Annotated in this window: 19 protein-coding genes; 14 read left to right on the top strand and 5 right to left on the bottom strand. The window is 41.0% G+C overall.

The genetic code is table 11. The annotated features are described in order from the left end of the window. Positions 1–27 precede the first annotated feature (27 nt). Positions 28–405, bottom strand: coding sequence for a Rok-like winged helix domain-containing protein (locus ACSSTM_RS04765; RefSeq protein WP_034662717.1), 378 nt, complete (start codon positions 403–405; stop codon positions 28–30). 516 nt (positions 406–921) lie between these two features. On the opposite strand from ACSSTM_RS04765, the gene ACSSTM_RS04760 reads away from it, so the two are divergent. The 8 genes from ACSSTM_RS04760 (at position 922) to lepB (ending at position 9,220) form a co-directional block, all read left to right on the top strand. Further along, positions 922–1,548: a YIP1 family protein gene (locus ACSSTM_RS04760; RefSeq protein WP_034662714.1), complete on the top strand. Its 627-nt coding sequence runs from the start codon at positions 922–924 to the stop codon at positions 1,546–1,548. 9 nt (positions 1,549–1,557) lie between these two features. Beyond that, a complete protein-coding gene (locus tag ACSSTM_RS04755) occupies positions 1,558–2,664 on the top strand; it encodes an efflux RND transporter periplasmic adaptor subunit (protein ID WP_437404006.1) in 1,107 nt (368 codons plus the stop codon). Further along, positions 2,661–3,362: an ABC transporter ATP-binding protein gene (locus ACSSTM_RS04750; RefSeq protein ID WP_060596154.1), complete on the top strand. Its 702-nt coding sequence runs from the start codon at positions 2,661–2,663 to the stop codon at positions 3,360–3,362. The genes ACSSTM_RS04755 and ACSSTM_RS04750 overlap by 4 nt, the downstream gene beginning before the upstream one ends. Continuing rightward, positions 3,349–4,542, top strand: a complete 1,194-nt coding sequence (locus ACSSTM_RS04745; RefSeq protein ID WP_420734943.1) for an ABC transporter permease — start codon at positions 3,349–3,351, stop codon at positions 4,540–4,542. Before ACSSTM_RS04750 ends, ACSSTM_RS04745 begins: the two co-directional genes overlap by 14 nt. Positions 4,543–4,863: 321 nt before the next feature. Then, positions 4,864–5,619 (top strand): DeoR/GlpR family DNA-binding transcription regulator, encoded by a 756-nt coding sequence (locus tag ACSSTM_RS04740; RefSeq protein ID WP_034662703.1) that lies wholly within the window; start codon positions 4,864–4,866, stop codon positions 5,617–5,619. Further along, positions 5,616–6,527 (top strand): 1-phosphofructokinase, encoded by a 912-nt coding sequence (gene pfkB / locus ACSSTM_RS04735; RefSeq protein WP_420734942.1) that lies wholly within the window; start codon positions 5,616–5,618, stop codon positions 6,525–6,527. The genes ACSSTM_RS04740 and pfkB overlap by 4 nt, the downstream gene beginning before the upstream one ends. A gap of 13 nt (positions 6,528–6,540) precedes the next feature. Beyond that, positions 6,541–8,436: a PTS fructose transporter subunit IIABC gene (locus ACSSTM_RS04730; protein ID WP_420734941.1), complete on the top strand. Its 1,896-nt coding sequence runs from the start codon at positions 6,541–6,543 to the stop codon at positions 8,434–8,436. 211 nt (positions 8,437–8,647) lie between these two features. Then, positions 8,648–9,220: a signal peptidase I gene (lepB, locus tag ACSSTM_RS04725; protein WP_034663870.1), complete on the top strand. Its 573-nt coding sequence runs from the start codon at positions 8,648–8,650 to the stop codon at positions 9,218–9,220. A gap of 65 nt (positions 9,221–9,285) precedes the next feature. Here lepB and ACSSTM_RS04720 read toward each other — a convergent pair whose 3' ends face one another. After that, entirely contained in the window at positions 9,286–9,561 is a 276-nt protein-coding gene (locus ACSSTM_RS04720) for a hypothetical protein (protein WP_060596158.1), read from the bottom strand. 143 nt (positions 9,562–9,704) lie between these two features. Here ACSSTM_RS04720 and ACSSTM_RS04715 point away from each other — a divergent pair, with 143 nt between their 5' ends. Then, complete coding sequence (locus tag ACSSTM_RS04715; protein ID WP_034662692.1) at positions 9,705–11,324, top strand: ABC-F family ATP-binding cassette domain-containing protein; 1,620 nt, start codon at positions 9,705–9,707, stop codon at positions 11,322–11,324. Positions 11,325–11,555: 231 nt separating this feature from the next. Here the strand turns inward: ACSSTM_RS04715 and ACSSTM_RS04710 are convergent, their stop codons facing one another. The 3 genes from ACSSTM_RS04710 to mreBH all read right to left on the bottom strand — a co-directional run bounded on the left by ACSSTM_RS04710 (position 11,556) and on the right by mreBH (position 14,109). Next, on the bottom strand, positions 11,556–12,788 hold the full coding sequence (locus ACSSTM_RS04710) for an aminopeptidase (RefSeq protein WP_095285099.1): 1,233 nt from the start codon (positions 12,786–12,788) through the stop codon (positions 11,556–11,558). Positions 12,789–12,895: 107 nt separating this feature from the next. After that, the gene (locus ACSSTM_RS04705; RefSeq protein ID WP_003210922.1) at positions 12,896–13,027 is read right to left on the bottom strand and encodes a protein YkpC; all 132 of its coding nucleotides are present in this window, start codon (positions 13,025–13,027) and stop codon (positions 12,896–12,898) included. Between the two features lie 74 nt (positions 13,028–13,101). Then, on the bottom strand, positions 13,102–14,109 hold the full coding sequence (gene mreBH / locus ACSSTM_RS04700) for a rod-share determining protein MreBH (RefSeq protein WP_034662688.1): 1,008 nt from the start codon (positions 14,107–14,109) through the stop codon (positions 13,102–13,104). A 276-nt stretch (positions 14,110–14,385) separates the two neighbouring features. On the opposite strand from mreBH, the gene ACSSTM_RS04695 reads away from it, so the two are divergent. The 5 genes from ACSSTM_RS04695 (at position 14,386) to ade (ending at position 19,659) form a co-directional block, all read left to right on the top strand. Beyond that, the gene (locus ACSSTM_RS04695) at positions 14,386–14,664 is read left to right on the top strand and encodes an AbrB/MazE/SpoVT family DNA-binding domain-containing protein (protein ID WP_034662686.1); all 279 of its coding nucleotides are present in this window, start codon (positions 14,386–14,388) and stop codon (positions 14,662–14,664) included. Between the two features lie 144 nt (positions 14,665–14,808). Next, positions 14,809–16,119 carry an ATP-binding protein gene (locus ACSSTM_RS04690; RefSeq protein ID WP_034662683.1) on the top strand — a complete coding sequence of 437 codons (1,311 nt, stop codon included), beginning with the start codon at positions 14,809–14,811 and terminating at the stop codon, positions 16,117–16,119. Positions 16,120–16,123: 4 nt separating this feature from the next. Continuing rightward, on the top strand, positions 16,124–16,960 hold the full coding sequence (locus ACSSTM_RS04685) for a gamma-glutamylcyclotransferase (RefSeq protein WP_034663868.1): 837 nt from the start codon (positions 16,124–16,126) through the stop codon (positions 16,958–16,960). A gap of 37 nt (positions 16,961–16,997) precedes the next feature. After that, a complete protein-coding gene (locus ACSSTM_RS04680) occupies positions 16,998–17,666 on the top strand; it encodes a potassium channel family protein (RefSeq protein ID WP_034662681.1) in 669 nt (222 codons plus the stop codon). A gap of 262 nt (positions 17,667–17,928) precedes the next feature. Further along, positions 17,929–19,659: an adenine deaminase gene (gene ade / locus ACSSTM_RS04675; protein WP_034662678.1), complete on the top strand. Its 1,731-nt coding sequence runs from the start codon at positions 17,929–17,931 to the stop codon at positions 19,657–19,659. The last annotated feature ends 46 nt before the right edge of the window (positions 19,660–19,705 follow it).

The following is a 19,705-nucleotide window of genomic DNA, read 5'->3' as shown; positions in this document are numbered from 1 at the left end:
TTATGGCCAGCGGCTGTAACCAATTTTTTATGTGTGAAAAGATTGTAGAGGTATTTGGGTGTGATCTTCGTAAATAAAACATCCCCTTCGTGCTTTAGAAATGTGAGGGTCGAGCTGCTGGATCAGATCATACAATTCGCTAATTCGTCTCACATTGAAATCTGTCTGGGCGTGAAGCTGTTCTTTTAATTCTTTTGTACTCACAATGCTTCCCTTTTTCTCTTTAATAATATCTACACATCTAGCAGCGTAGTATATTTTGTCATTAGAGGGTCTGCTTTCTTTCATATCAAGTAATTTGAGCTCATGATAAATCAGTTCTCTTTCCTTTCGAAAGTATTGCCATGCTTCTTGTTCCTTTTCATAAAGTAAAATCAATTGTGTTTTCAATTTTTCTCTTAACATTCACTTGACTCCATTTCCACTATCATTTAACCTACCTCTATTTTACATTATATGAAAAAATAACTTTTGATCAAGTAAAAACCTTATATTTTTCATTTTTTAATATGAAAGTATTGATACTAAAGGCTCATTTGTTCTATAAAAGAAACCAATCATAGTCCTATAAAGCCGGGATTTGTCGAAATTACTAGGATTATTTTAACAAAAAATTGTTGTGTCTAACTAAGACCATCCGAATTCAAAGGAAAAGGATATTTATTCCGAAAGACATGTGGTTTTTTGATAAAATGTTTTTAGGTCAGTAAAACCTCTATTTTTTGATATGAATATGGTCTGGTCATGGTGTCATTTGGAGGATGTCATTCGTGATAATAGAATAATAGATAAATTTTTTCCTCAATGAAAATAAGAAAATCAAATCATCCATCACTTATTGGCAATCTTTTGATAAAATAGAAAGAACAAGAGAGAACATGTGCGTTTGCATACTTGCATGACATAGAGAGGAGACATTTGATGAAAGAAAATATGCAAAAGCCCACGATCATTGGAGTGAGCACAAGACCTTCAGAGCACCTGAAAAGAGTATGGGAAAACCCGGTGGTTTGGTGGCCTTTATCCTGTGTGCTTCTTTTAACAGTGATTGTGACTTATTTGTCAGAGCTAGTGAATGAAGGAATGTGGGCAGATTTAAGCTTGCCGGTATCGGTCGTTTATGTGGTGACGCTAATTGGTCTAATTCTCGGGCTTGTGATTAATGCTGCTATATATAAGTTCATCGTATTTTTAGCAAAGGGTGATGCATCGTTTCAGCAGCTGTTTTCAGCGGTCCTGTTTATTACACCAGTTACGATCATTGGTACGATTATTTCTCATCTGTCCGTCATCCTGTTCCATGTGCCAAAAAACATCACAATCACCTCATTAAATGCACTCATTCAAACTTCTGGTCCATGGCACGGTGTGTTTGCTAATATTGATCTCTTTGTGATCTGGAATCTTGTTTTAACAGGCTTTTTATTGATCAAAGTCGGTCATATATCTCCAAGAATATCTTGGATCATGATAGGAGTCTTTTATGTCATTTCTTTCATTCTTCAATATGTAGGAACCGCAATCAACATATCAGTAAGCTGGGGGTAGAATGTCTTTATGAGAAAGAAAATCATCATCGGATCCATTTTTATTATTGTCATCGGTCTATTTATTGGCTTTAACATTGCGAAAAATCAATCAAAGCCTGCTTCGACAGCAGCTATTAAAACAGTAAAACCCACACAAAAAGAAATCACCACTACGGTAATGACGCCAGGGACACTTTCATTCTCTGAAGAGCAGTTCATTTATGCAGAAGAGGAAAAAGGACACTTGAAGGGGATTTCTGTGAAAGAAGGAGAAAAGGTAAAGGCTGGAACGCCGCTTCTTACATATGAAAATAGGGAGCTGGAGCTTGAAGAGCAGCAGCAAGCTCTTGCGGCTGAATCAAGTACGCTAAAACGCGAACAATTACAAAATAGACTGAGCGAATTAGATGAAAAACAAGCAGGCGACTCAGTCGCCCATCCTAAAAACGAGCGAGACCAGCTCGAATTAGAGCTGAAAGCGGCTGAATTAGAACAAAAACAAGCAGAGATCAGCCAAGAAAAAGTAAAAGCACAAATAGAAGATTTAACCGTACATAGTAAAATTGACGGTACAGTGATTTCCATTGAGCAAGAAGAAGGGGCAGGAAAGCCGGAAGAAAGACAGCCGATCATTCATATTGGCAATGAGAAAAAAATGATTGTGCGAGGATTGATTTCTGAGTATGACGCCATAAAAGTGAAAAAGAAACAAAAAGTAAAGGTTACATCTGATGTCATTCGCGGAAAGAGCTGGCAAGGGGTCGTGAAAAAAGTGGGGGCTGTACCTGCTCAGGCAGCATCCGAAACAACTGCGGGTGATCAAACGGTACAATATCCTGTTGAAATCGAAATAAAGGGAAAAAAACCTGAAGCGAAACCTGGTTTTAAAATGATCATGGAAATTGAAACAGATAAGCGTCAAGCCCAAACGATTCCTGAATCAGCTGTAAAAAAAGAGGATGATGGACAATACGTTTATGTTGTCAAAAAGAATGTACTTAAAAAAGTAAAAGTGGTGCTAGGGGAAACGTCAGGTAATGACCTTGAAGTGACAAAAGGTGTCAAGGCAGAGGATCAAATCATTGCTCATCCATCAGATGACATGTATGACCGAATGGAAGTGAATGCTGAATGATTCAGCTTTCAAACGTGATAAAAAGTTATGAGGTCGCCCAAGAAACATTTGATGTATTAAGTGAGATCGATCTTGTCATTGAAAAAGGCGAGTATATGTCCATTATGGGCCCGTCCGGCTCTGGAAAATCGACGTTAATGAATATCATTGGCTGTTTAGACCGACCAACCACAGGACAATATCATTTTCAAGGAAGAGAGCTGTCAGCTGCAAAGGATCAAGAGCTTGCAGTGATTCGAAATCAATTCATTGGATTTGTCTTTCAGCAATTTCACCTGCTGCCGAGGTTAAATGCGAGGCGTAATGTTGAGCTTCCGATGATTTACGCTGGTATCAGTCAAAAGGAAAGAAAAGAACGCGCAGAAATGGCACTTGAAAAGGTTGGTTTGGCAGACCGAATGAAGCATATGCCAAGTGAGTTGTCTGGAGGGCAAAAGCAAAGGGTGGCTATTGCTCGTGCAATTGTCAATAAGCCGCAGCTTATCTTAGCAGATGAACCAACAGGCGCTCTTGACTCAAAAACAAGCTTCTCAATCATGGAACAGTTTACTAAGCTGAATGAGGAAGGGACAACGATTGTGCTTGTCACCCATGAAGAAGAAATGGCTGCGTATACAAATCGGACGGTCGTTGTAAGAGATGGACGGCTCGTTGAAGATAGATTGACACAAGGGGACGCTATGAATGAAACTCTTTGAAAATATCAAAATAGCGATGAATTCTGTTTTAGCTCATAAATTACGTTCTATTTTAACGATGCTTGGGATTATTATTGGTGTTGGATCGGTCATTGCGGTCGTGGCTATCGGTCAAGGCGGCGAGCAAATGTTAAAAGGGTCGATTTCAGGTCCAAACAATACCATTGATATGACATATACGCCTTCTGACGAAGAGTTAAATGCAAATCCAAACGCTTTATTCGACGCCACATTTACTGAGGAAGACATAAAAAGCATTAAGACAATCAACGGGGTGAATCAGGTCGCCTCTTCGACTGCACAAGGAATGCAGCTGAGATTTCAAGATACGACAGTGGATGCGACAGTTAACGGTATAAATGAAGGGTATACGAATGTCCATTCATTACAAATAGCAGAAGGACAGAATTTAAGAGATGTTGACTTTAGAAGCGGCAGAAGAGCCGCTCTCATCTCTGAAGGCTTACAAAAAGAATTATTTAATGGACAGAAGGCATTGGGCGAAATGATTTGGATGAACGGACAGCCTGTTGAAGTCATCGGTGTTTTAGCAAAACAGAAAGGGATGTTTTCATTTGATATGAACGAAATATTTGTCCCGTTTGCTATGCTCACCTCCACATTTGGGATCAATGAATATGATAAGGTGTCAATTCAAGTCGCACATGCTGATCAAATGAAGGAAGTAGGAAAGAATGCGGCTGCATTATTAAATGAAAATCATCATACAGAAGATGCTTATGAAATGATCAATATGGAAGAAATCGCAGAAGGCATTGGTCAAATCACATCTGTTATGACAACAATCATTGGCTCAATAGCTGGGATTTCTTTGCTTGTCGGCGGTATCGGTGTGATGAATATCATGCTTGTTTCTGTGACAGAGAGGACAAGGGAAATCGGTATCCGAAAGGCGATTGGAGCAACAAGGGCTCAAATACTCGTTCAATTTTTAATTGAATCTGTCGTCTTAACATTGATCGGCGGGTTGATGGGGATCGCACTTGGCTTAGGTGGCGCCGCGCTAGTATCACTAGTTGCCGGCTGGCCGTCCTTAGTATCTTGGCAAGTCATCTGTGGCGGTGTGCTGTTTAGTATGCTTATTGGGATTGTTTTTGGGTTAATTCCTGCGAATAAAGCAGCAAGACTAGATCCTATTGATTCTCTTAGATATGAATAATTTGGAGAAGAACAAAAGCATACAAACAGTGTGAATTCGCCTGTAATCCACCATCAAAAGCTTTTATGCACATCGCATAAAAGCTTTTTTTAGTTCCATTGAATGAAATGAAAAATGATAGAAATGCTAAGATCATGACTTTCATCTTAATGTCACATATTTTTCAGTTTACAAATGGTACATATAAAGGTAAGATGACCATGGTGAAAGATTTTGATAGTTATTGAATGTATTTGATTGTTTTGTATTGATAATGTTGAAAAAAGCGATTACAATAAAGGTGCGCGCAAAATGAATACGTTTTCAAAAGGGGGTGTTTTCATGTTGACACCGGAAAGACATCAACTCATTATCGACTGTTTAGAAGAAAATGATGTCATCAAAATACAGGACTTAACGATTATGACGGATGCTTCTGAATCTACAATTAGAAGAGATTTATCAGCCCTTGAAGAAAAAGGATTTCTTAAAAGAGTCCATGGGGGAGCAGCCAAGATATCAAGTATCCGTCTTGAACCAGATGTATTTGAGAAATCTGCCAAAAACCTTCAAGAAAAGTCATTGGTTGCAGAGGCAGCTGCTTCACTTTTAAAACAAGGCGATTGTATTTATTTAGATGCTGGTACGACCACACAGCAAATGATTGAATATATCGATCCCGATCAAGATATTGTTGTGGTGACAAACGGTGTTATGCACATTGAAGCACTCATGAGAAAAGGCATTTCTTTTTACCTGATAGGCGGATCAGTGAAACATCGAACAGGAGCCATGGTGGGAGCCGCAGCTTTGACAGCGATGGAAAATTACCGTTTTGACAAAAGCTTTGTTGGGACGAACGGCATTCATCCCGAGGCGGGGTTTACAACACCTGATCCAGAGGAAGCGCTCATGAAAAAAAGAGCCATGAAGCAGGCGAAAAAAACCTATATCTTATCAGATGCCTCTAAGTTTGGCGAAATATCGTTTTCAGCCTTTGCTAGTTTACAGGAAGCCACCATTATCACAAACGACGCAAAAGAGGATTCATTCGATAATTACCATGAAAAAACGGTTATAAAGGTAGTGAAAACATGATTTATACAGTTACTTTAAACCCATCAGTTGATTACATCGTACACGTGGAGGATTTCGCAGTCGGCAGTTTGAATCGTTCAACCTATGACAAAAAATATCCAGGTGGAAAAGGGATCAATGTCTCAAGGCTTTTAAAACGTCACGGTGTTGAATCAAAAGCGCTTGGATTTATAGGCGGATTTACAGGAAAATATATTCAAGACTTTTTACAAAACGAACAATTACAAACAGCCTTTCACGAGGTGTCAGAAGATACACGAATTAATGTGAAACTAAAAACAGGTGAAGAAACCGAAATCAACGGACTCGGCCCATCTATTACTGAAGCGCAATTTGAGTCGTTTCTGTCTCAATTTTCTTCATTGACTGAAGGAGATGTCGTTGTCTTAGCTGGCAGCATTCCTTCTTCATTGCCTCATAACACGTATGAACGTATTGCTGAGGTGTGCGAAAAGCAAGGTGTCAGAGTTGTCCTTGATATTTCCGGGGAAGCACTAAAAAAAGCAGCAGGCTTGAAACCGTTCTTAATGAAGCCAAACCATCATGAGCTAGGTGAAATGTTTGAGACAAGCATCTCATCTGCGAAAGAAGCCATTCCTTATGGGAAGAAGCTGTTAGAACAAGGTGCTGAACATGTCATCGTATCAATGGCTGGAGATGGAGCTCTCTTATTCAGTAAGGAAGGGGTTTATCAGTCCAATGTTCCAAAGGGTACGCTTGTTAATTCAGTTGGTGCAGGGGATTCAGTCGTTGCAGGATTTTTAGCCGGCGTTTCGAAAGGCCTTTCGATTGAAGAATCATTTAAGCTTGGCGTCACATCAGGCAGCGCTACAGCATTTTCTGAGGAGCTTGGAACTAAAGAGCTTGTCGACACACTATTACCACAAGTAAAAGTCACACGCATTTAAAGGAGGAGTCATCATGAAAATTACAGAACTACTCACAAAGCAGACAATTAAGCTTCAATTAGACAGCCAGCAGAAAGAAGCAGTCATTGAAGAACTAGTCACTGTTTTAGATACAGCAGGCAAGCTAAATGATAAAGAGGGCTACAAAGAAGCAGTGATCAACCGTGAAAAACAGAGCTCTACTGGTATTGGCGAAGGAATTGCTATCCCTCACGCTAAAACAGCAAGTGTAAAAGAGCCTGCCATTGCATTTGGCCGCTCGACAGCTGGTGTAGATTATGAATCACTGGACGCGCAGCCGAGTCATCTTGTCTTTATGATTGCAGCAACTGAAGGCGCAAACAACACGCACTTAGAAGCACTTTCTCGTTTATCAACACTTCTCATGCGTGAAGAAATCCGAAAGCAGCTTCTTGAAGCGGCTACTGAAGATGAAATCATCGATATCATCAATACGCATGACAAGGACGATGATGAAGAAGAAGAGGAAGTTCAAGAAGAGCCGGCTGTATCAGGTAAACCAGCTAAGATTTTAGCAGTAACAGCTTGCCCAACAGGTATTGCGCATACATTTATGGCAGCAGATGCTTTGAAAGAAAAAGCAAAAGAAATGGGCATTGACATTAAAGTCGAAACAAACGGATCTGGCGGTATTAAACACGCCCTTACGGCAAAAGAAATCGAAGCAGCACCAGCCATCATTGTGGCAGCGGACAAGCAAGTTGAAATGGAACGCTTTAAAGGCAAACATGTCATTGAAGTACCTGTGACAGCTGGAATCCGCCGTCCTCAGGAATTAATTGAAAAAGCAGTCAATCAAGATGCGCCGATTTATAAAGGCTCAGGCGGCAGTTCTTCAAAAGACGAAAATGAGTCATCTGGCAAAGGTAGAAGTGGTTTCTACAAGCACTTAATGAGTGGTGTAAGCAACATGCTTCCATTTGTTGTCGGGGGCGGTATCCTTGTTGCAATTTCATTTTTCTGGGGAATTAACTCAGCAGATCCTAAGGACCCTTCATTTAATTCATTTGCAGCTGTATTAAAAGGAATTGGCGGAGATAATGCGCTTGCCTTAATCGTTGCTGTTTTAGCCGGATTTATTGCAATGAGTATTGCAGATCGTCCAGGTTTTGCGCCAGGTATGGTCGGTGGATTTATGGCGTCGGCAGCAGGTGCAGGATTCTTAGGCGGACTAATTGCCGGTTTCCTTGCAGGTTATGTCGTTGTGCTACTTAAAAAAGTATTCACATTCGTACCGCAGTCACTCGACGGAATTAAACCGGTTCTGCTGTATCCATTGTTCGGTATTTTCTTCACAGGCATCATCATGCATTACATTGTTAACACACCGGTAAAAATGGTGATGGATGGATTAACTCACTGGCTTGAAACTTTAGGTACTGGAAACCTTGTCTTAATGGGCATTATTTTGGCAGGTATGATGGCGATTGATATGGGGGGCCCAATTAACAAAGCGGCTTACACATTCGGTCTTGCGATGATTGCTGCTGGAAACTATGCACCGCATGCTGCCATTATGGCAGGCGGAATGGTACCACCATTAGGTATTGCACTTGCTACAACAATCTTTAGAAATAAATTCTCAAAACGTGACCGAGAAGCAGGGATTACATGCTACTTCATGGGAGCTGCCTTCATCACTGAAGGGGCGATCCCGTTTGCAGCGGCTGACCCTCTGCGCGTAATTCCTTCAGCTGTCATTGGAGCAGCCGTGGCTGGCGGATTAACGGAATTCTTTAGAGTCACGCTTCCTGCGCCACACGGCGGACTATTCGTTTTCTGGGTAACAAATCATCCGGTTCTTTATATCATCAGCATCTTAATCGGTGCCGTTGTAACAGCGATTTTACTGGGTATTTTGAAAAAACCAGTCAAACTAGAAGCGTAATTCAGAAGAGAAGCATCGTGAAGAGCGGTGCTTCTTTTTGTTTAATCATGAACAAATTAGGAAAAAATATCTAATTGAATGGTTGTCTTGTGAATTTTTAAATGACATGTGATAAAGTAAAGTTATTCAATTCACGTTTCAAGTCTTTTAGCAGAAAGTCTTAGGAGGAAGCAGTATTTTGAACGAAGAAAACAAACAAAACGAAAATGATATTCAATCTGATGCAAAGCAAGACAAAACAGAGAAGAAAAGTTCACTGTTTGAATGGATCAAAGCCATTTTAATTGCACTTGCGCTCGTCCTGCTCATCCGTACGTTTATATTTGAGCCGTATGTGGTGGAAGGAGAGTCAATGGAACCGACTCTTCATGATGGGGAAAAGCTGTTTGTCAACAAAACCATTAACTATCTAGGTGGTGTCAAACGAGGTGACATCGTGATTATTAATGGAAAAGATGGCCAGAAGATTCATTATGTAAAACGATTGATCGGCCTTCCGGGAGACACGATTGAAATGAAGGATGATACGCTTTACATTAATGGTAAAAAAGTTGATGAGCCTTATTTAAAAGAGAACAAGGCACATGCGAAAGAGTATGAAGTGCATTTAACAGGGGATTTTGGTCCAGTGAAAGTACCGAAAAACGATTACTTTGTGATGGGGGACAACAGACTCAATTCTATGGACAGCAGAAATGGACTTGGACTCATTGAAAAGGATCGGGTTGTCGGGACATCAGAATTTGTTTTCTTCCCATTTGGCGACATTCGGCAAACAAAATAAAAGCACCCTTCTCAGGTGTGTGAGAAAAGTGCTTGAATGGACGACCCTTTAAAAGAAGGGTCGTTTTAATTTGGCGTGAGCACCGTAACAATGATCACAATCGCCAACACAGAAGCGAAGACAGACCCAGTAATGGCTAAAACGGACCGAAACAATCCGACCTTTTGATTTTCTTTCCCTCGCTTTTGTAAAAAGCGTTTCGAAAAGATGTGTACCAGTGTGTAAATAAGCACAAGCCCAATATAAAGGCCAAAATCCCTCGCATTAAAGCCTGTTGCAGATAAATAAATACCCATAAAGAAAATCAATAAACAGTATTCCATAAGTGTAAGTAATCTCAAATCGCACGAACTCCTTCAATAAATCATTCCCATTTATTATACCATAATGGACAAATTGCCTTCGTTCTTAGCTAGAGACGTTTCTATCAAACGTTATTCATGTTATACTTCATAATGATGAATGAGTGATGGAGGATTAATAAATGATTGCAGTAAATAATGTTAGTTTGCGTTTTGCTGATCGTAAACTATTTGAAGAAGTAAATATTAAATTCACTCCTGGCAACTGCTACGGTCTAATTGGTGCCAATGGAGCTGGTAAATCAACGTTTCTAAAGATTCTTTCAGGTGAAATTGAAGCTCAGACGGGCGATGTTCATATGAGCCCTGGTGAGCGTTTAGCGATTTTAAAACAGAACCATTTTGAATACGAAGAATTTGAAGTATTAAAAGTCGTTATGATGGGTCACAAACGTCTATATGATGTGATGCAGGAGAAAGATGCGATCTATATGAAACCTGATTTCTCAGATGAAGACGGGATTCGTGCAGCAGAGCTTGAAGGTGAGTTCGCTGAGTTAAACGGCTGGGAAGCAGAAAGTGAAGCAGCGATCTTATTAAAAGGTCTTGGCATTCCAGAGAGCCTTCAATCGAAGAAAATGTCTGAGCTTGGTGGTTCTGAAAAGGTAAAAGTACTACTAGCCCAAGCTTTATTTGGTAAGCCTGACGTTCTTCTTCTTGATGAGCCAACGAACCACTTGGACTTACAAGCAATCCAGTGGCTGGAAGAGTTCCTCATTAATTTTGAAAATACCGTGATTGTCGTTTCGCATGACCGTCACTTCTTAAACAAAGTATGTACACATATTGCGGACCTAGACTTCGGAAAAATTCAAGTATATGTCGGTAACTATGATTTTTGGTATGAGTCCAGCCAGCTAGCGCTGAAGCTCAGCCAAGATGCGAATAAGAAAAAAGAAGAACAAATTAAGCAGCTTCAAGAGTTCGTTGCCCGGTTCAGTGCGAACGCTTCTAAATCGAAGCAAGCGACCTCAAGAAAGAAATTGCTTGATAAAATCTCTTTAGACGACATTAAGCCATCTTCACGTAAATATCCGTACGTTCATTTTGCGCCAGAGCGCGAAATCGGAAATGATGTCCTTCAAGTAGAAGGTCTATCGAAAACAATTGACGGTGTGAAAGTACTTGATAACGTCAGCTTTATCATGAATCGCGAGGATAAAATTGCATTCTTAAGCCGTAATGAGCTTGCTGTATCCACTTTATTTAAAATTCTTGCTGGTGAGATGGAGCCAGACAGCGGGACGTTTAAATGGGGCGTTACAACATCTCAAGCCTTTTTCCCGAAAGACAATAGTGAATACTTTGAAGGAAACGATGTCGATCTAGTGGATTGGCTTCGTCAATATTCTCCTAATGATCAAAGCGAAAGCTTCTTACGCGGGTTCTTAGGACGTATGCTTTTCTCTGGGGAAGAAGTAAAGAAAAAAGCAAGCGTCTTATCAGGAGGAGAGAAGGTTCGTTGTATGTTATCGAAAATGATGCTGTCAGGAGCGAATGTTCTGCTGCTGGATGAGCCGACGAACCACTTGGATCTAGAATCCATTACAGCGCTGAATAACGGTTTAATGAGCTTTAAAGGAGCTATGCTCTTCTCATCTCATGACCATCAGTTTGTTGAAACAGTGGCAAACCGTATCATCGAAGTGACGCCAAATGGCATCGTCGATAAACAAACAACATATGATGAGTTCTTATCAGATCAAGACATTCAAAAGAGACTCGATGAGCTTTATGCGTAAATAAGAAAAGACATCCAAAAGTGGATGTCTCAGCGTGTAGACAAACCCTCGCATTCGGTGTCAGTCCTGTGTGCCGGTGCTCACGAATGTCAAATTCGCTCCGCTCCTCGTCCTTCCTAGACTGCAAAGGTTTTCTATCACGCTGAAAAGAAGACAAAAGGCTAAAATGAAGATCATTTTAGCCCTTTGTCAACAATCTGAGACATCCATAAGTGGATGTCTTTTTTTCGATTAAATCGCCCAGTTTCCATTACGGAAGATCGGTTCGCGTTTCCCGTCTTTTGTAATCCCGTCAATATTCATTTCCTTTGAACCAATCATGAAATCGACGTGTGTAATACTGTTGTTCACACCAGCTGCATCCAATTCTTCACGATTCATCTCTTTTCCGCCTTCGATATTGAACGCATACCCGCTGCCGATGGCAAGGTGATTCGATGCATTTTCATCATAAAGGGTATTGTAATAGAGAATATTCGAGTTTGAGATTGGTGAATCGTCTGGTACGAGAGCAACCTCACCTAGATAATGGGAGCCTTCATCTGTTTCAACGAGCGAAGTTAAAATGTCTTCGCCTTCCTTCGCTTTCACATTGACAATTCGTCCATTTTCAAATGTTAATGTAAATTCATCAATGATATTTCCTGCATAACTGAGCGGTTTTGTGCTTGAGACAGTCCCATTTACACCGTCTTTTTTAGGTACGGTAAATACTTCTTCTGTCGGCATGTTGGCCATGAAAGAGACGCCGCGCTCGCTCACGCTGCCGGCACCTACCCAAATGTGCTGTTCTGGGAGCTCAATCGTTAAATTTGTGCCAGGAGCATCATAATGAAGCTTGTGGTAGTGGCGCTCATTTAGTATTTTGACCTTTTCATTTAGTGACTCATCGTGCTTTTTCCAAGCCTCAACAGGATCTGCTTGATCAGCACGTGCGACTTTAAAGATTTGATCCCATAATAAAGCGACAGCTTCTTCATCTGTATGGTCAGGAAAAATCTTTTTTGCCCATTCTTTTGATGCAGCGCCTACGACCGTCCAAGCAACTTTGTCTGATTGAACGAATTGGCGATATGTATGAAGGGCTGATCCAGCGGCCTTTTGCTGTGCAGCGATTTTTTTCGAATCAATGCCTCGCAGAAGGTCAGGGCTTTCTGACAAGATCGTGATAAAAGCGCCGCCGCGTTTTGCGATGGTTTCCATCATCTGTGCTTCCCATTCTGGGAATTGGTCAAACACATCCTGCGGTGCATGTTCATATTTTAAACGGGCAAGAACACCATCACTCCAGCGGATATGTACGTTTTTCGCCCCGCGCTCATACGCATGTTTCGCGACAAGACGAACAAGGTCTGCAGATTCAGTAGATGCAGATACGACGACTTCTTGTCCTTTTTGTACATTCACACCGACTTCAACGATGGTCTTAGCATATTGATCTAGTTGTTTTTCAAATGAACTCATAAAAAACCCTCCTTTAGTCATGTTCATCATATCAGATTTAAGACCGAAAAGGAAAATGGGGAGCATGCTTAAAGCCAAAATAAAAAAGCCGCTTTCGTGCGGCTTTTTTAGCGGTTCAGTTGTTTCACAGGCTGTGCATTAGAAGGGGGCATATGTGAAAACGACAGGCTCATTCCTCCTAAAATAATACCCGTTAAAATGACTGTGACAACGACTCGTTTACCTAAATCAAGCAACATGTTCTTCCTCCTTCACGTTTATCCATTTCTCACGATATGATCGAAATGATAAAAAAAGAAGTAGAACAAGAAGATTATTTTAATGTTTTTTGCAATTTATGAATGACTTCTAGTGAACGACCTGTTCCGATTGCGACAGATTCAAGTGGATTTGCTGCAATATGAACTGGAACGACAATCTCCTGTGAGAGCCATTCTTGAATCCCATTTAACAAAGCGCCGCCGCCAGTTAAGATCACGCCGCGGTCTACAATGTCACCACTAAGCTCTGGAGGGCTGTCCTCTAATGTGGCACGAATCGCCTCTAAAATATGAAGAAGTGATTCTCGCATGGCACCTTGAATTTCATGAGATTTAAGTGTGATCGTTTTTGGAAGACCTGTCACCAGATCACGTCCACGTACTTCTAATGATTCCGGCTCATGCTCAATGAGACCATAACCAATTTCCATTTTAACCTGCTCGGCTGTCCGCTCGCCGATTAATAGATTATATTTCTTTCGGACAAACGTAATGATATCTTCATCCAGCTGATCTCCGCCAATTCGAATGGAATGACAAGAGACAACGCCGCCAAACGAAATGATGGCAACTTCCGTTGTTCCTCCGCCAATATCGACCACGACGTTTGCAACAGGCTCATCTACCGGGAGATCAGCGCCGATTGCGGCTGCAACAGGTTCTTCTATTAAATGCACGTGCTTTGCTCCGCAGTTTTTCACAGCATCACTGATGGCACGGCGTTCAACAGCTGTTGAACCAGAAGGTGTACATACTACGACCGTTGGTTTTCTGAAGGTAAACCCGATATTTTTCCCTGCTTTTTTCATGATTTGTTTGAGTAAATCTGTTGTCATATCATAATCAGCGATGACACCGTCTTTCATCGGACGGATCGCCACAATTTTACCAGGTGTTTTCCCAATCATTTCTTTTGCTTCTGCTCCGACTGCAAGTACAGTTTTTGTTTCTGTATCGACTGCCACGACGGACGGTTCATTTAAAATAATTCCCTTATTTTTACTATAAACCAATATGTTAGCTGTTCCTAAATCAATTCCAATTTCGGCATTTTGAAACATGTTTTCACCCAATCTCTATTTTTGCTGTTTTAAACAATTTTACATTTAAAAGTTCAGAGGGTTGATGTCATTTGTGGGGGTTTGTGATGACCTTGAAATGAACTTGTAAAATTCAAGTATCATTTTGACAATCACAATAAATTTTCCCTTTGTTTTTTCTTTTATGAAAAAAATTTTTATAGAGGAGAAACCTTTTGAGAATCTCTTACGTCTACGATATATCAATTGGTGCAAAACAGATTGATCTTGAGCTAATGAAAGAAAGAGGGAACGAAATTGAAATCTATCGGAGTCGTAAGAAAAGTAGACGAACTAGGGCGTATTGTGATGCCAATCGAATTAAGAAGAGCACTTGATATTGCTATTAAAGACAGTATGGAATTTTTTATAGATGGGGAGAAAATCGTCTTGAAAAAATACCAGCCAGAGGGCGTTTGCCTCATGACTGGTGAGATTACATCGGAGAACCATGATTATGGAAATGGTCAAATTACATTAAGCGCTGAAGGCGCAGAACTACTGTTAAAAGAGCTGCAAGAAGCTCTTCAGCAGTAATTAAAATAGCCTGCTCTCTTCCTTTGTGCTGAGAACAGGCTATTTTTTTCTGAAAAAGTTCCTTAAAAATGCCCCATCACCCTCAAAAAATAAGTGGAAAATGGTACAATTGACAAAGAATCTCAGGGCGGCAGGTGGAATCATTTGAACAAAACATATCAAGTGCGGATCGTGTTGTCTGTTCTTGCATTTATTTTAATCTTAAGCTGGGATTTCTTTTATTATCTAGGCGGCTATCAAATTAATTGGCCGCTCGATCTAGCCTTTACAGTCTTGGTTTTAACAGGGATCTGGGTTGTCTCAGGCTATGTAGACCGCTTAAATCTACTTGTGTCAGACTTAAATAAGAGAGAAAAAGAAGCACACGAACTGACAGAGCGGCTGAATCGAATCACAGATAACTTGCAAGAAATCGTCTTTGAAACAAACGAGAAAGGTGAAATTATTTTCTTAAATCAAGCATGGACACAAATGACAGGCTATGACATAGATGAATGTCTAGGCACAATGTACAATCAGTACTTTGATCAAGAGGAGCGCGTGGTCCAGCATTTGTTATCTGTGATCAAGGAACATAAGGATGCGGGGCGGGTAGAACTGCAGCTTCTCCATAAAGAGGGAAAGAAGGTATGGGGAGACGTTCATTACAAGCTCTATTTTGATGAGCATCACCAGTTTACCGGAGGGATTGGGACGGTTGCTGATATTACGAAACAAAAGCAGGCAAAGCTTGAGCTTGAAAGATCCAATCAGCAATTGCAAATGCAGGCGCAAAAGCTGGCTGTTGCTGGACAAATAGCTGCTGGGATCGCCCATGAAGTCAGAAATCCACTGACATCAGTAAATGGCTTTTTGCAGCTGATGAAGACACAATATCCTGAAAGAACCGATTATTTTGACATTATCTTTTCCGAAATTAAACGGATTGATTTTGTTTTAAGTGAGCTGCTTGTATTGGCTAAGCCTCAAGCGGTCCATTTTCAAGAAGTCCAGCTTCATGAGCTCCTAGAACAGGTGATTACCTTATTAAAAACAAATGCAGTTCTTTCAAATATTGATCTCAAACAGCCATTTAAAAAGCAGGATGCCGGTGCTATCCTAGCAGACGCTAATCAAATGAAGCAGCTGTTCATTAATTTAATTAAAAATGCCATTGAGGCAATGCCTGAAGGTGGCAGCATATACATATCTACAGAAAAAGTATTGAATGAATGGAAGATTACCATTCAAGATGAAGGAAAAGGGATGTCTGAAGAGGATATTCAAAAAATATATGATCCTTTCTTTTCCACGAAAAAAGAAGGGACAGGGCTTGGTTTGACCATCTGTGCGACGATTTTAAAAGATCATCACGGAAGAATGGACGTATCCAGTGAGCTTGGAAAAGGCGCAGCTTTTCAAATCTATTTGCCTGTGTGTCAAAAAAGCAGGCAGCAGCAAGTTGAGAGGACGTGATGTCATGACGATGAAAGCTTTATTTGTATATGGGACGCTATTGCTGCATGAAGAGCACCACGAAGCGTATATGAAGGAAAGCAGGCTATTAGCTAAATCAGCTTGGATGAGTGGAAGGATCTATGATACAGGTCAAGGATACCCAGCGTGCGTTCCCGCAGAAAAAGGCACTGTATACGGGGAATTGTACGAGGTGGCCGCTGATGCGTTGAATAAGATAGATGTACTAGAGGAAGGGTATGACAAGCAGGAAATCAATGTCATGACGGATCAAGGTCAGGTAGAGGCCATGACATACACTTTGCCAGAGCAGAAGACATCAGCTCTGAAAGAAATAAAGAGAGGGTGCTGGAAAGCTTATAGACTGTGGCAGCAGAAGCCGTCATCCTTCTATTATTTTGCCTATGGCTCCTGTATGGATGATGCAAGATTTAAGCTGGCAGAAGTCGATCATCACTTCAAACAAATCATCGGCGGAGGAGTACTAAACGGTTTTACCACGAGATTTACATTGGTGAGGCCAGATGGATCAAGAGCTGATATGGTAGAAGACGGCGGCGAAACAGAGGGTGTTTTATATGAAGTTCCTTTTGATGCCATTCGTTATTTGTATAAACGAGAAGGAGTATATGAAGGTACATATCGTCCAGCTTTTGTCGATGTCAAAATAGGTGATCAAATTTATGAGAACTGTTTAACCTTTCTTGTGCTTCAAAAGAGCGAAGAAATCGCTCCGCCAGCTCATTATCGCAGTGAAATTGAAAAAGGAGCAGACCTTTACTTAAGTGAAGCGTTCCGTAAAAAAATTCGTTCGCATATGGATTCATTAATCAAACCGTAGTAAAATGCATGTTAAGTGAGATAAAAGGAGTCTGAACATGAAAAAGGAATATGCAGTCATTGGTCTTGGACGCTTTGGCGGAAGTATTTGCAAGGCGCTGAGCGAAGAAGGACTTGAAGTCATGGCCATGGATATGAATGAAGATCGAGTGAACGAATACGCGAAAATTGCCTCACACGCGGTCATTGGCGATTCGACCGACGAATCCGTTTTAAAAAATCTTGGTATTCGTAATTTTGATCATGTCATCGTTGCAATTGGCGAAAACATTCAGGCAAGTATTTTAACAACGATTATGCTGAAAGAGCTTGGCGTCAAAATGGTCACCGTGAAAGCGCAAAATGACTACCATGAAAAGGTGCTCAACAAAATTGGAGCGGATCGCATCGTTCATCCAGAGCGAGATATGGGCAGACGGATTGCACATAAAATTATTTCAAATAACGTGCTCGATTACCTCGAGCTGTCAGATGAGTACAGCCTGATTGAGATTGTTGCAAACAACAGGCTTGCGGGGCATTCTCTTTTAGATCTTGATATTCGGGCAAGATACGGCATCAACATTGTGGCGATTAAGCGCGGAAAAGAAGTCATCGTTTCCCCTCTGGCAGATGAAATGATTCAAAAAGAAGATATCCTCATTGTCATAGGGGCAGTAGCCGATATAGGACGCTTTGAAAAACGAGAAATGCAGAACGATTATTAAACACTCCGATGACGGGGTGTTTTTTTATATGAATGTGTACATGACAGGTGGACATTGAGACGGAAATAGACACTGAAAAGGGTTGCTTTGTTCATGTATAACCTCAAAAATGAGTCATCATATTTTTCGTGCAATTATCACTATTCAGAAATAAAAAACAGTGTTTTGAGATGGTTGATTTTCTCTAAATGTCATTGACTGGGCAAACAGATTCGTTTACGATAAGAAACATTATATTGTTTACTTGGAGGAGGCAGTGTCGTTGGATAAGGAGCTTTTCAGACATCAAATTGAGGTAGCAGCAAAGAGAAAAAAAGCAGCCCTCGTGATTAAACATGCGAAAGTCATGGATGTGTTTAACCAGGAATGGATAGACGCTGATGTCGCTGTTGAAAATGGACAAATAGTCGGGATAGGGGAGTACGAGGGAGAACAGGAGCTGGATGCAGCAGGTCAAATGCTTGTACCTGGTTTTATTGATGGCCACGTTCATATCGAGTCCTCTATGGTCACCCCTGCTGAATTCTCCAAAGCTGTCGTTCCGCACGGTGTGACAACTGTCGTAACAGACCCGCATGAAATCGCCAATGTGTCAGGTATAACAGGCATCCGTTTTATGCTGGAAGAAGCGAGAAAAGCTGCCTTACATATTTATTTCATGCTGCCATCCTGTGTACCAGCAGTCAGTTTTGAACGATCAGGTGCTATATTAAAAGCGAAAGATTTAAAGCCCCTTTATCAAGAGAAGGAAGTGCTTGGTCTTGCTGAGGTGATGGACTATGTCGGTGTGGAGCAGGCAGAAGAAGATATGCTTCAAAAGCTGCTTGATGCTCAAAACGAGAATAAATTAATTGATGGCCATCTAGCAGGCTTAACAGACCGATTAATAAACGTCTACCGGACGGCCAATGTCCAAACAGACCATGAGGTGACAACAGCAGAGGAAGCCCTTGAACGTGTGAAAAGGGGCATGTATGTCATGCTGAGAGAGGGATCTGTTGCCAAAAACGTGAAAAACGTTTTACCTGCTGTGAATGAGAAGAATGCGAGACGTTTTTTCTTTTGTACAGATGATAAACATTTAGATGATTTAATGGCGCAGGGAAGTATTGATGAGCAAGTACGGATGTCCATAAAAGCAGGCTTAGATCCATTTTTAGCCTATCAAATGGGAAGCTTAAATGCCGCAGAGTGTTTTGGTCTTAAAACAAAGGGAGCCATTGCACCAGGCTATGATGCTGATTTTATGCTCGTCTCAGACCTTCATCATGTAGACATCTCAAGCGTATTTATTGCGGGAGAATTGGTTGCGCAGCATGGAGAGTACAAACCGAGTGTCGAAAAGATCGCACCGAGCCCAGCATTATTACAATCTGTTCATGCAGTAGACGTTCAAGAGCAAGATATTGCACTGCCTATCACAGACGATCAAAAAATGAATGTCATCCGTATTATTCCGAATCAGCTTGAAACAAAGTTAGAACAAGTCACTCCTTCAGAAACGAACGGACAATTTACAAGTGATACAGAGAGAGATGTATTAAAAATGGTGCTTGTCGAACGTCATCAAGGTTTATCTGAAATGGGGGTAGGGATTGTCAGCGGCTTCGGCATCAAACAGGGCGCGATTGCAACAACGGTTGCACATGATTCACATAACTTAATTGCAGTTGGCACAAATGATGCCGATATTATTAAAGCGATTGAGGCGTTAAAAGAAGCAGGCGGCGGTTTGACCGTTGTCAAAGAAGGCCAGTCTCTTCATACGCTGCCATTACCGATCTCCGGTTTATTGTCAGATCAGCCGGCACATCTCGTCAATGAAAGCCTCCATGAACTCCATGAAGCACTAAAAGAAACTGGTTTTTCCTTAGACTTTAATCCGTTTTTGACGCTGTCCTTCTTGGCACTTCCAGTCATTCCTGATGTGAAAATGACGACAAAGGGCTTGTTTGATGTCAGAAGCTTTCAGCACCTCCCAATTCAATCATAAAAGAATGAGAAACTGCATGTATACCTTGTATATGTGCGGTTTTTTT

The organism is Bacillus sp. RK1064, assembly GCF_051488405.1.
In the GTDB taxonomy this organism is placed as follows: Bacteria; Bacillota; Bacilli; order Bacillales; family Bacillaceae; genus Bacillus.
Note: the sequence above shows the minus strand (reverse complement) of the source record. Positions and strands in the feature narration are given on the sequence as shown.

What these genes read in the sequence shown, in the direction of transcription:
- ACSSTM_RS04715 (WP_034662692.1), top strand. Translation starts at nt 9,705, where the DNA reads ATGATTGCAGTAAATAATGTTAGTTTGCGTTTTGCTGATCGTAAACTA.
- pfkB (WP_420734942.1), top strand. Translation starts at nt 5,616, where the DNA reads ATGATTTATACAGTTACTTTAAACCCATCAGTTGATTACATCGTACAC.
- ACSSTM_RS04685 (WP_034663868.1), top strand. Translation starts at nt 16,124, where the DNA reads ATGACGATGAAAGCTTTATTTGTATATGGGACGCTATTGCTGCATGAA.
- ACSSTM_RS04760 (WP_034662714.1), top strand. Translation starts at nt 922, where the DNA reads ATGAAAGAAAATATGCAAAAGCCCACGATCATTGGAGTGAGCACAAGA.
- ACSSTM_RS04745 (WP_420734943.1), top strand. Translation starts at nt 3,349, where the DNA reads ATGAAACTCTTTGAAAATATCAAAATAGCGATGAATTCTGTTTTAGCT.
- ACSSTM_RS04710 (WP_095285099.1), bottom strand. Translation starts at nt 12,788, where the DNA reads ATGAGTTCATTTGAAAAACAACTAGATCAATATGCTAAGACCATCGTT.
- ACSSTM_RS04680 (WP_034662681.1), top strand. Translation starts at nt 16,998, where the DNA reads ATGAAAAAGGAATATGCAGTCATTGGTCTTGGACGCTTTGGCGGAAGT.
- ACSSTM_RS04730 (WP_420734941.1), top strand. Translation starts at nt 6,541, where the DNA reads ATGAAAATTACAGAACTACTCACAAAGCAGACAATTAAGCTTCAATTA.
- mreBH (WP_034662688.1), bottom strand. Translation starts at nt 14,109, where the DNA reads ATGTTTCAAAATGCCGAAATTGGAATTGATTTAGGAACAGCTAACATA.
- ACSSTM_RS04705 (WP_003210922.1), bottom strand. Translation starts at nt 13,027, where the DNA reads ATGTTGCTTGATTTAGGTAAACGAGTCGTTGTCACAGTCATTTTAACG.
- ACSSTM_RS04740 (WP_034662703.1), top strand. Translation starts at nt 4,864, where the DNA reads ATGTTGACACCGGAAAGACATCAACTCATTATCGACTGTTTAGAAGAA.
- ACSSTM_RS04765 (WP_034662717.1), bottom strand. Translation starts at nt 405, where the DNA reads ATGTTAAGAGAAAAATTGAAAACACAATTGATTTTACTTTATGAAAAG.
- ACSSTM_RS04755 (WP_437404006.1), top strand. Translation starts at nt 1,558, where the DNA reads ATGAGAAAGAAAATCATCATCGGATCCATTTTTATTATTGTCATCGGT.
- ACSSTM_RS04750 (WP_060596154.1), top strand. Translation starts at nt 2,661, where the DNA reads ATGATTCAGCTTTCAAACGTGATAAAAAGTTATGAGGTCGCCCAAGAA.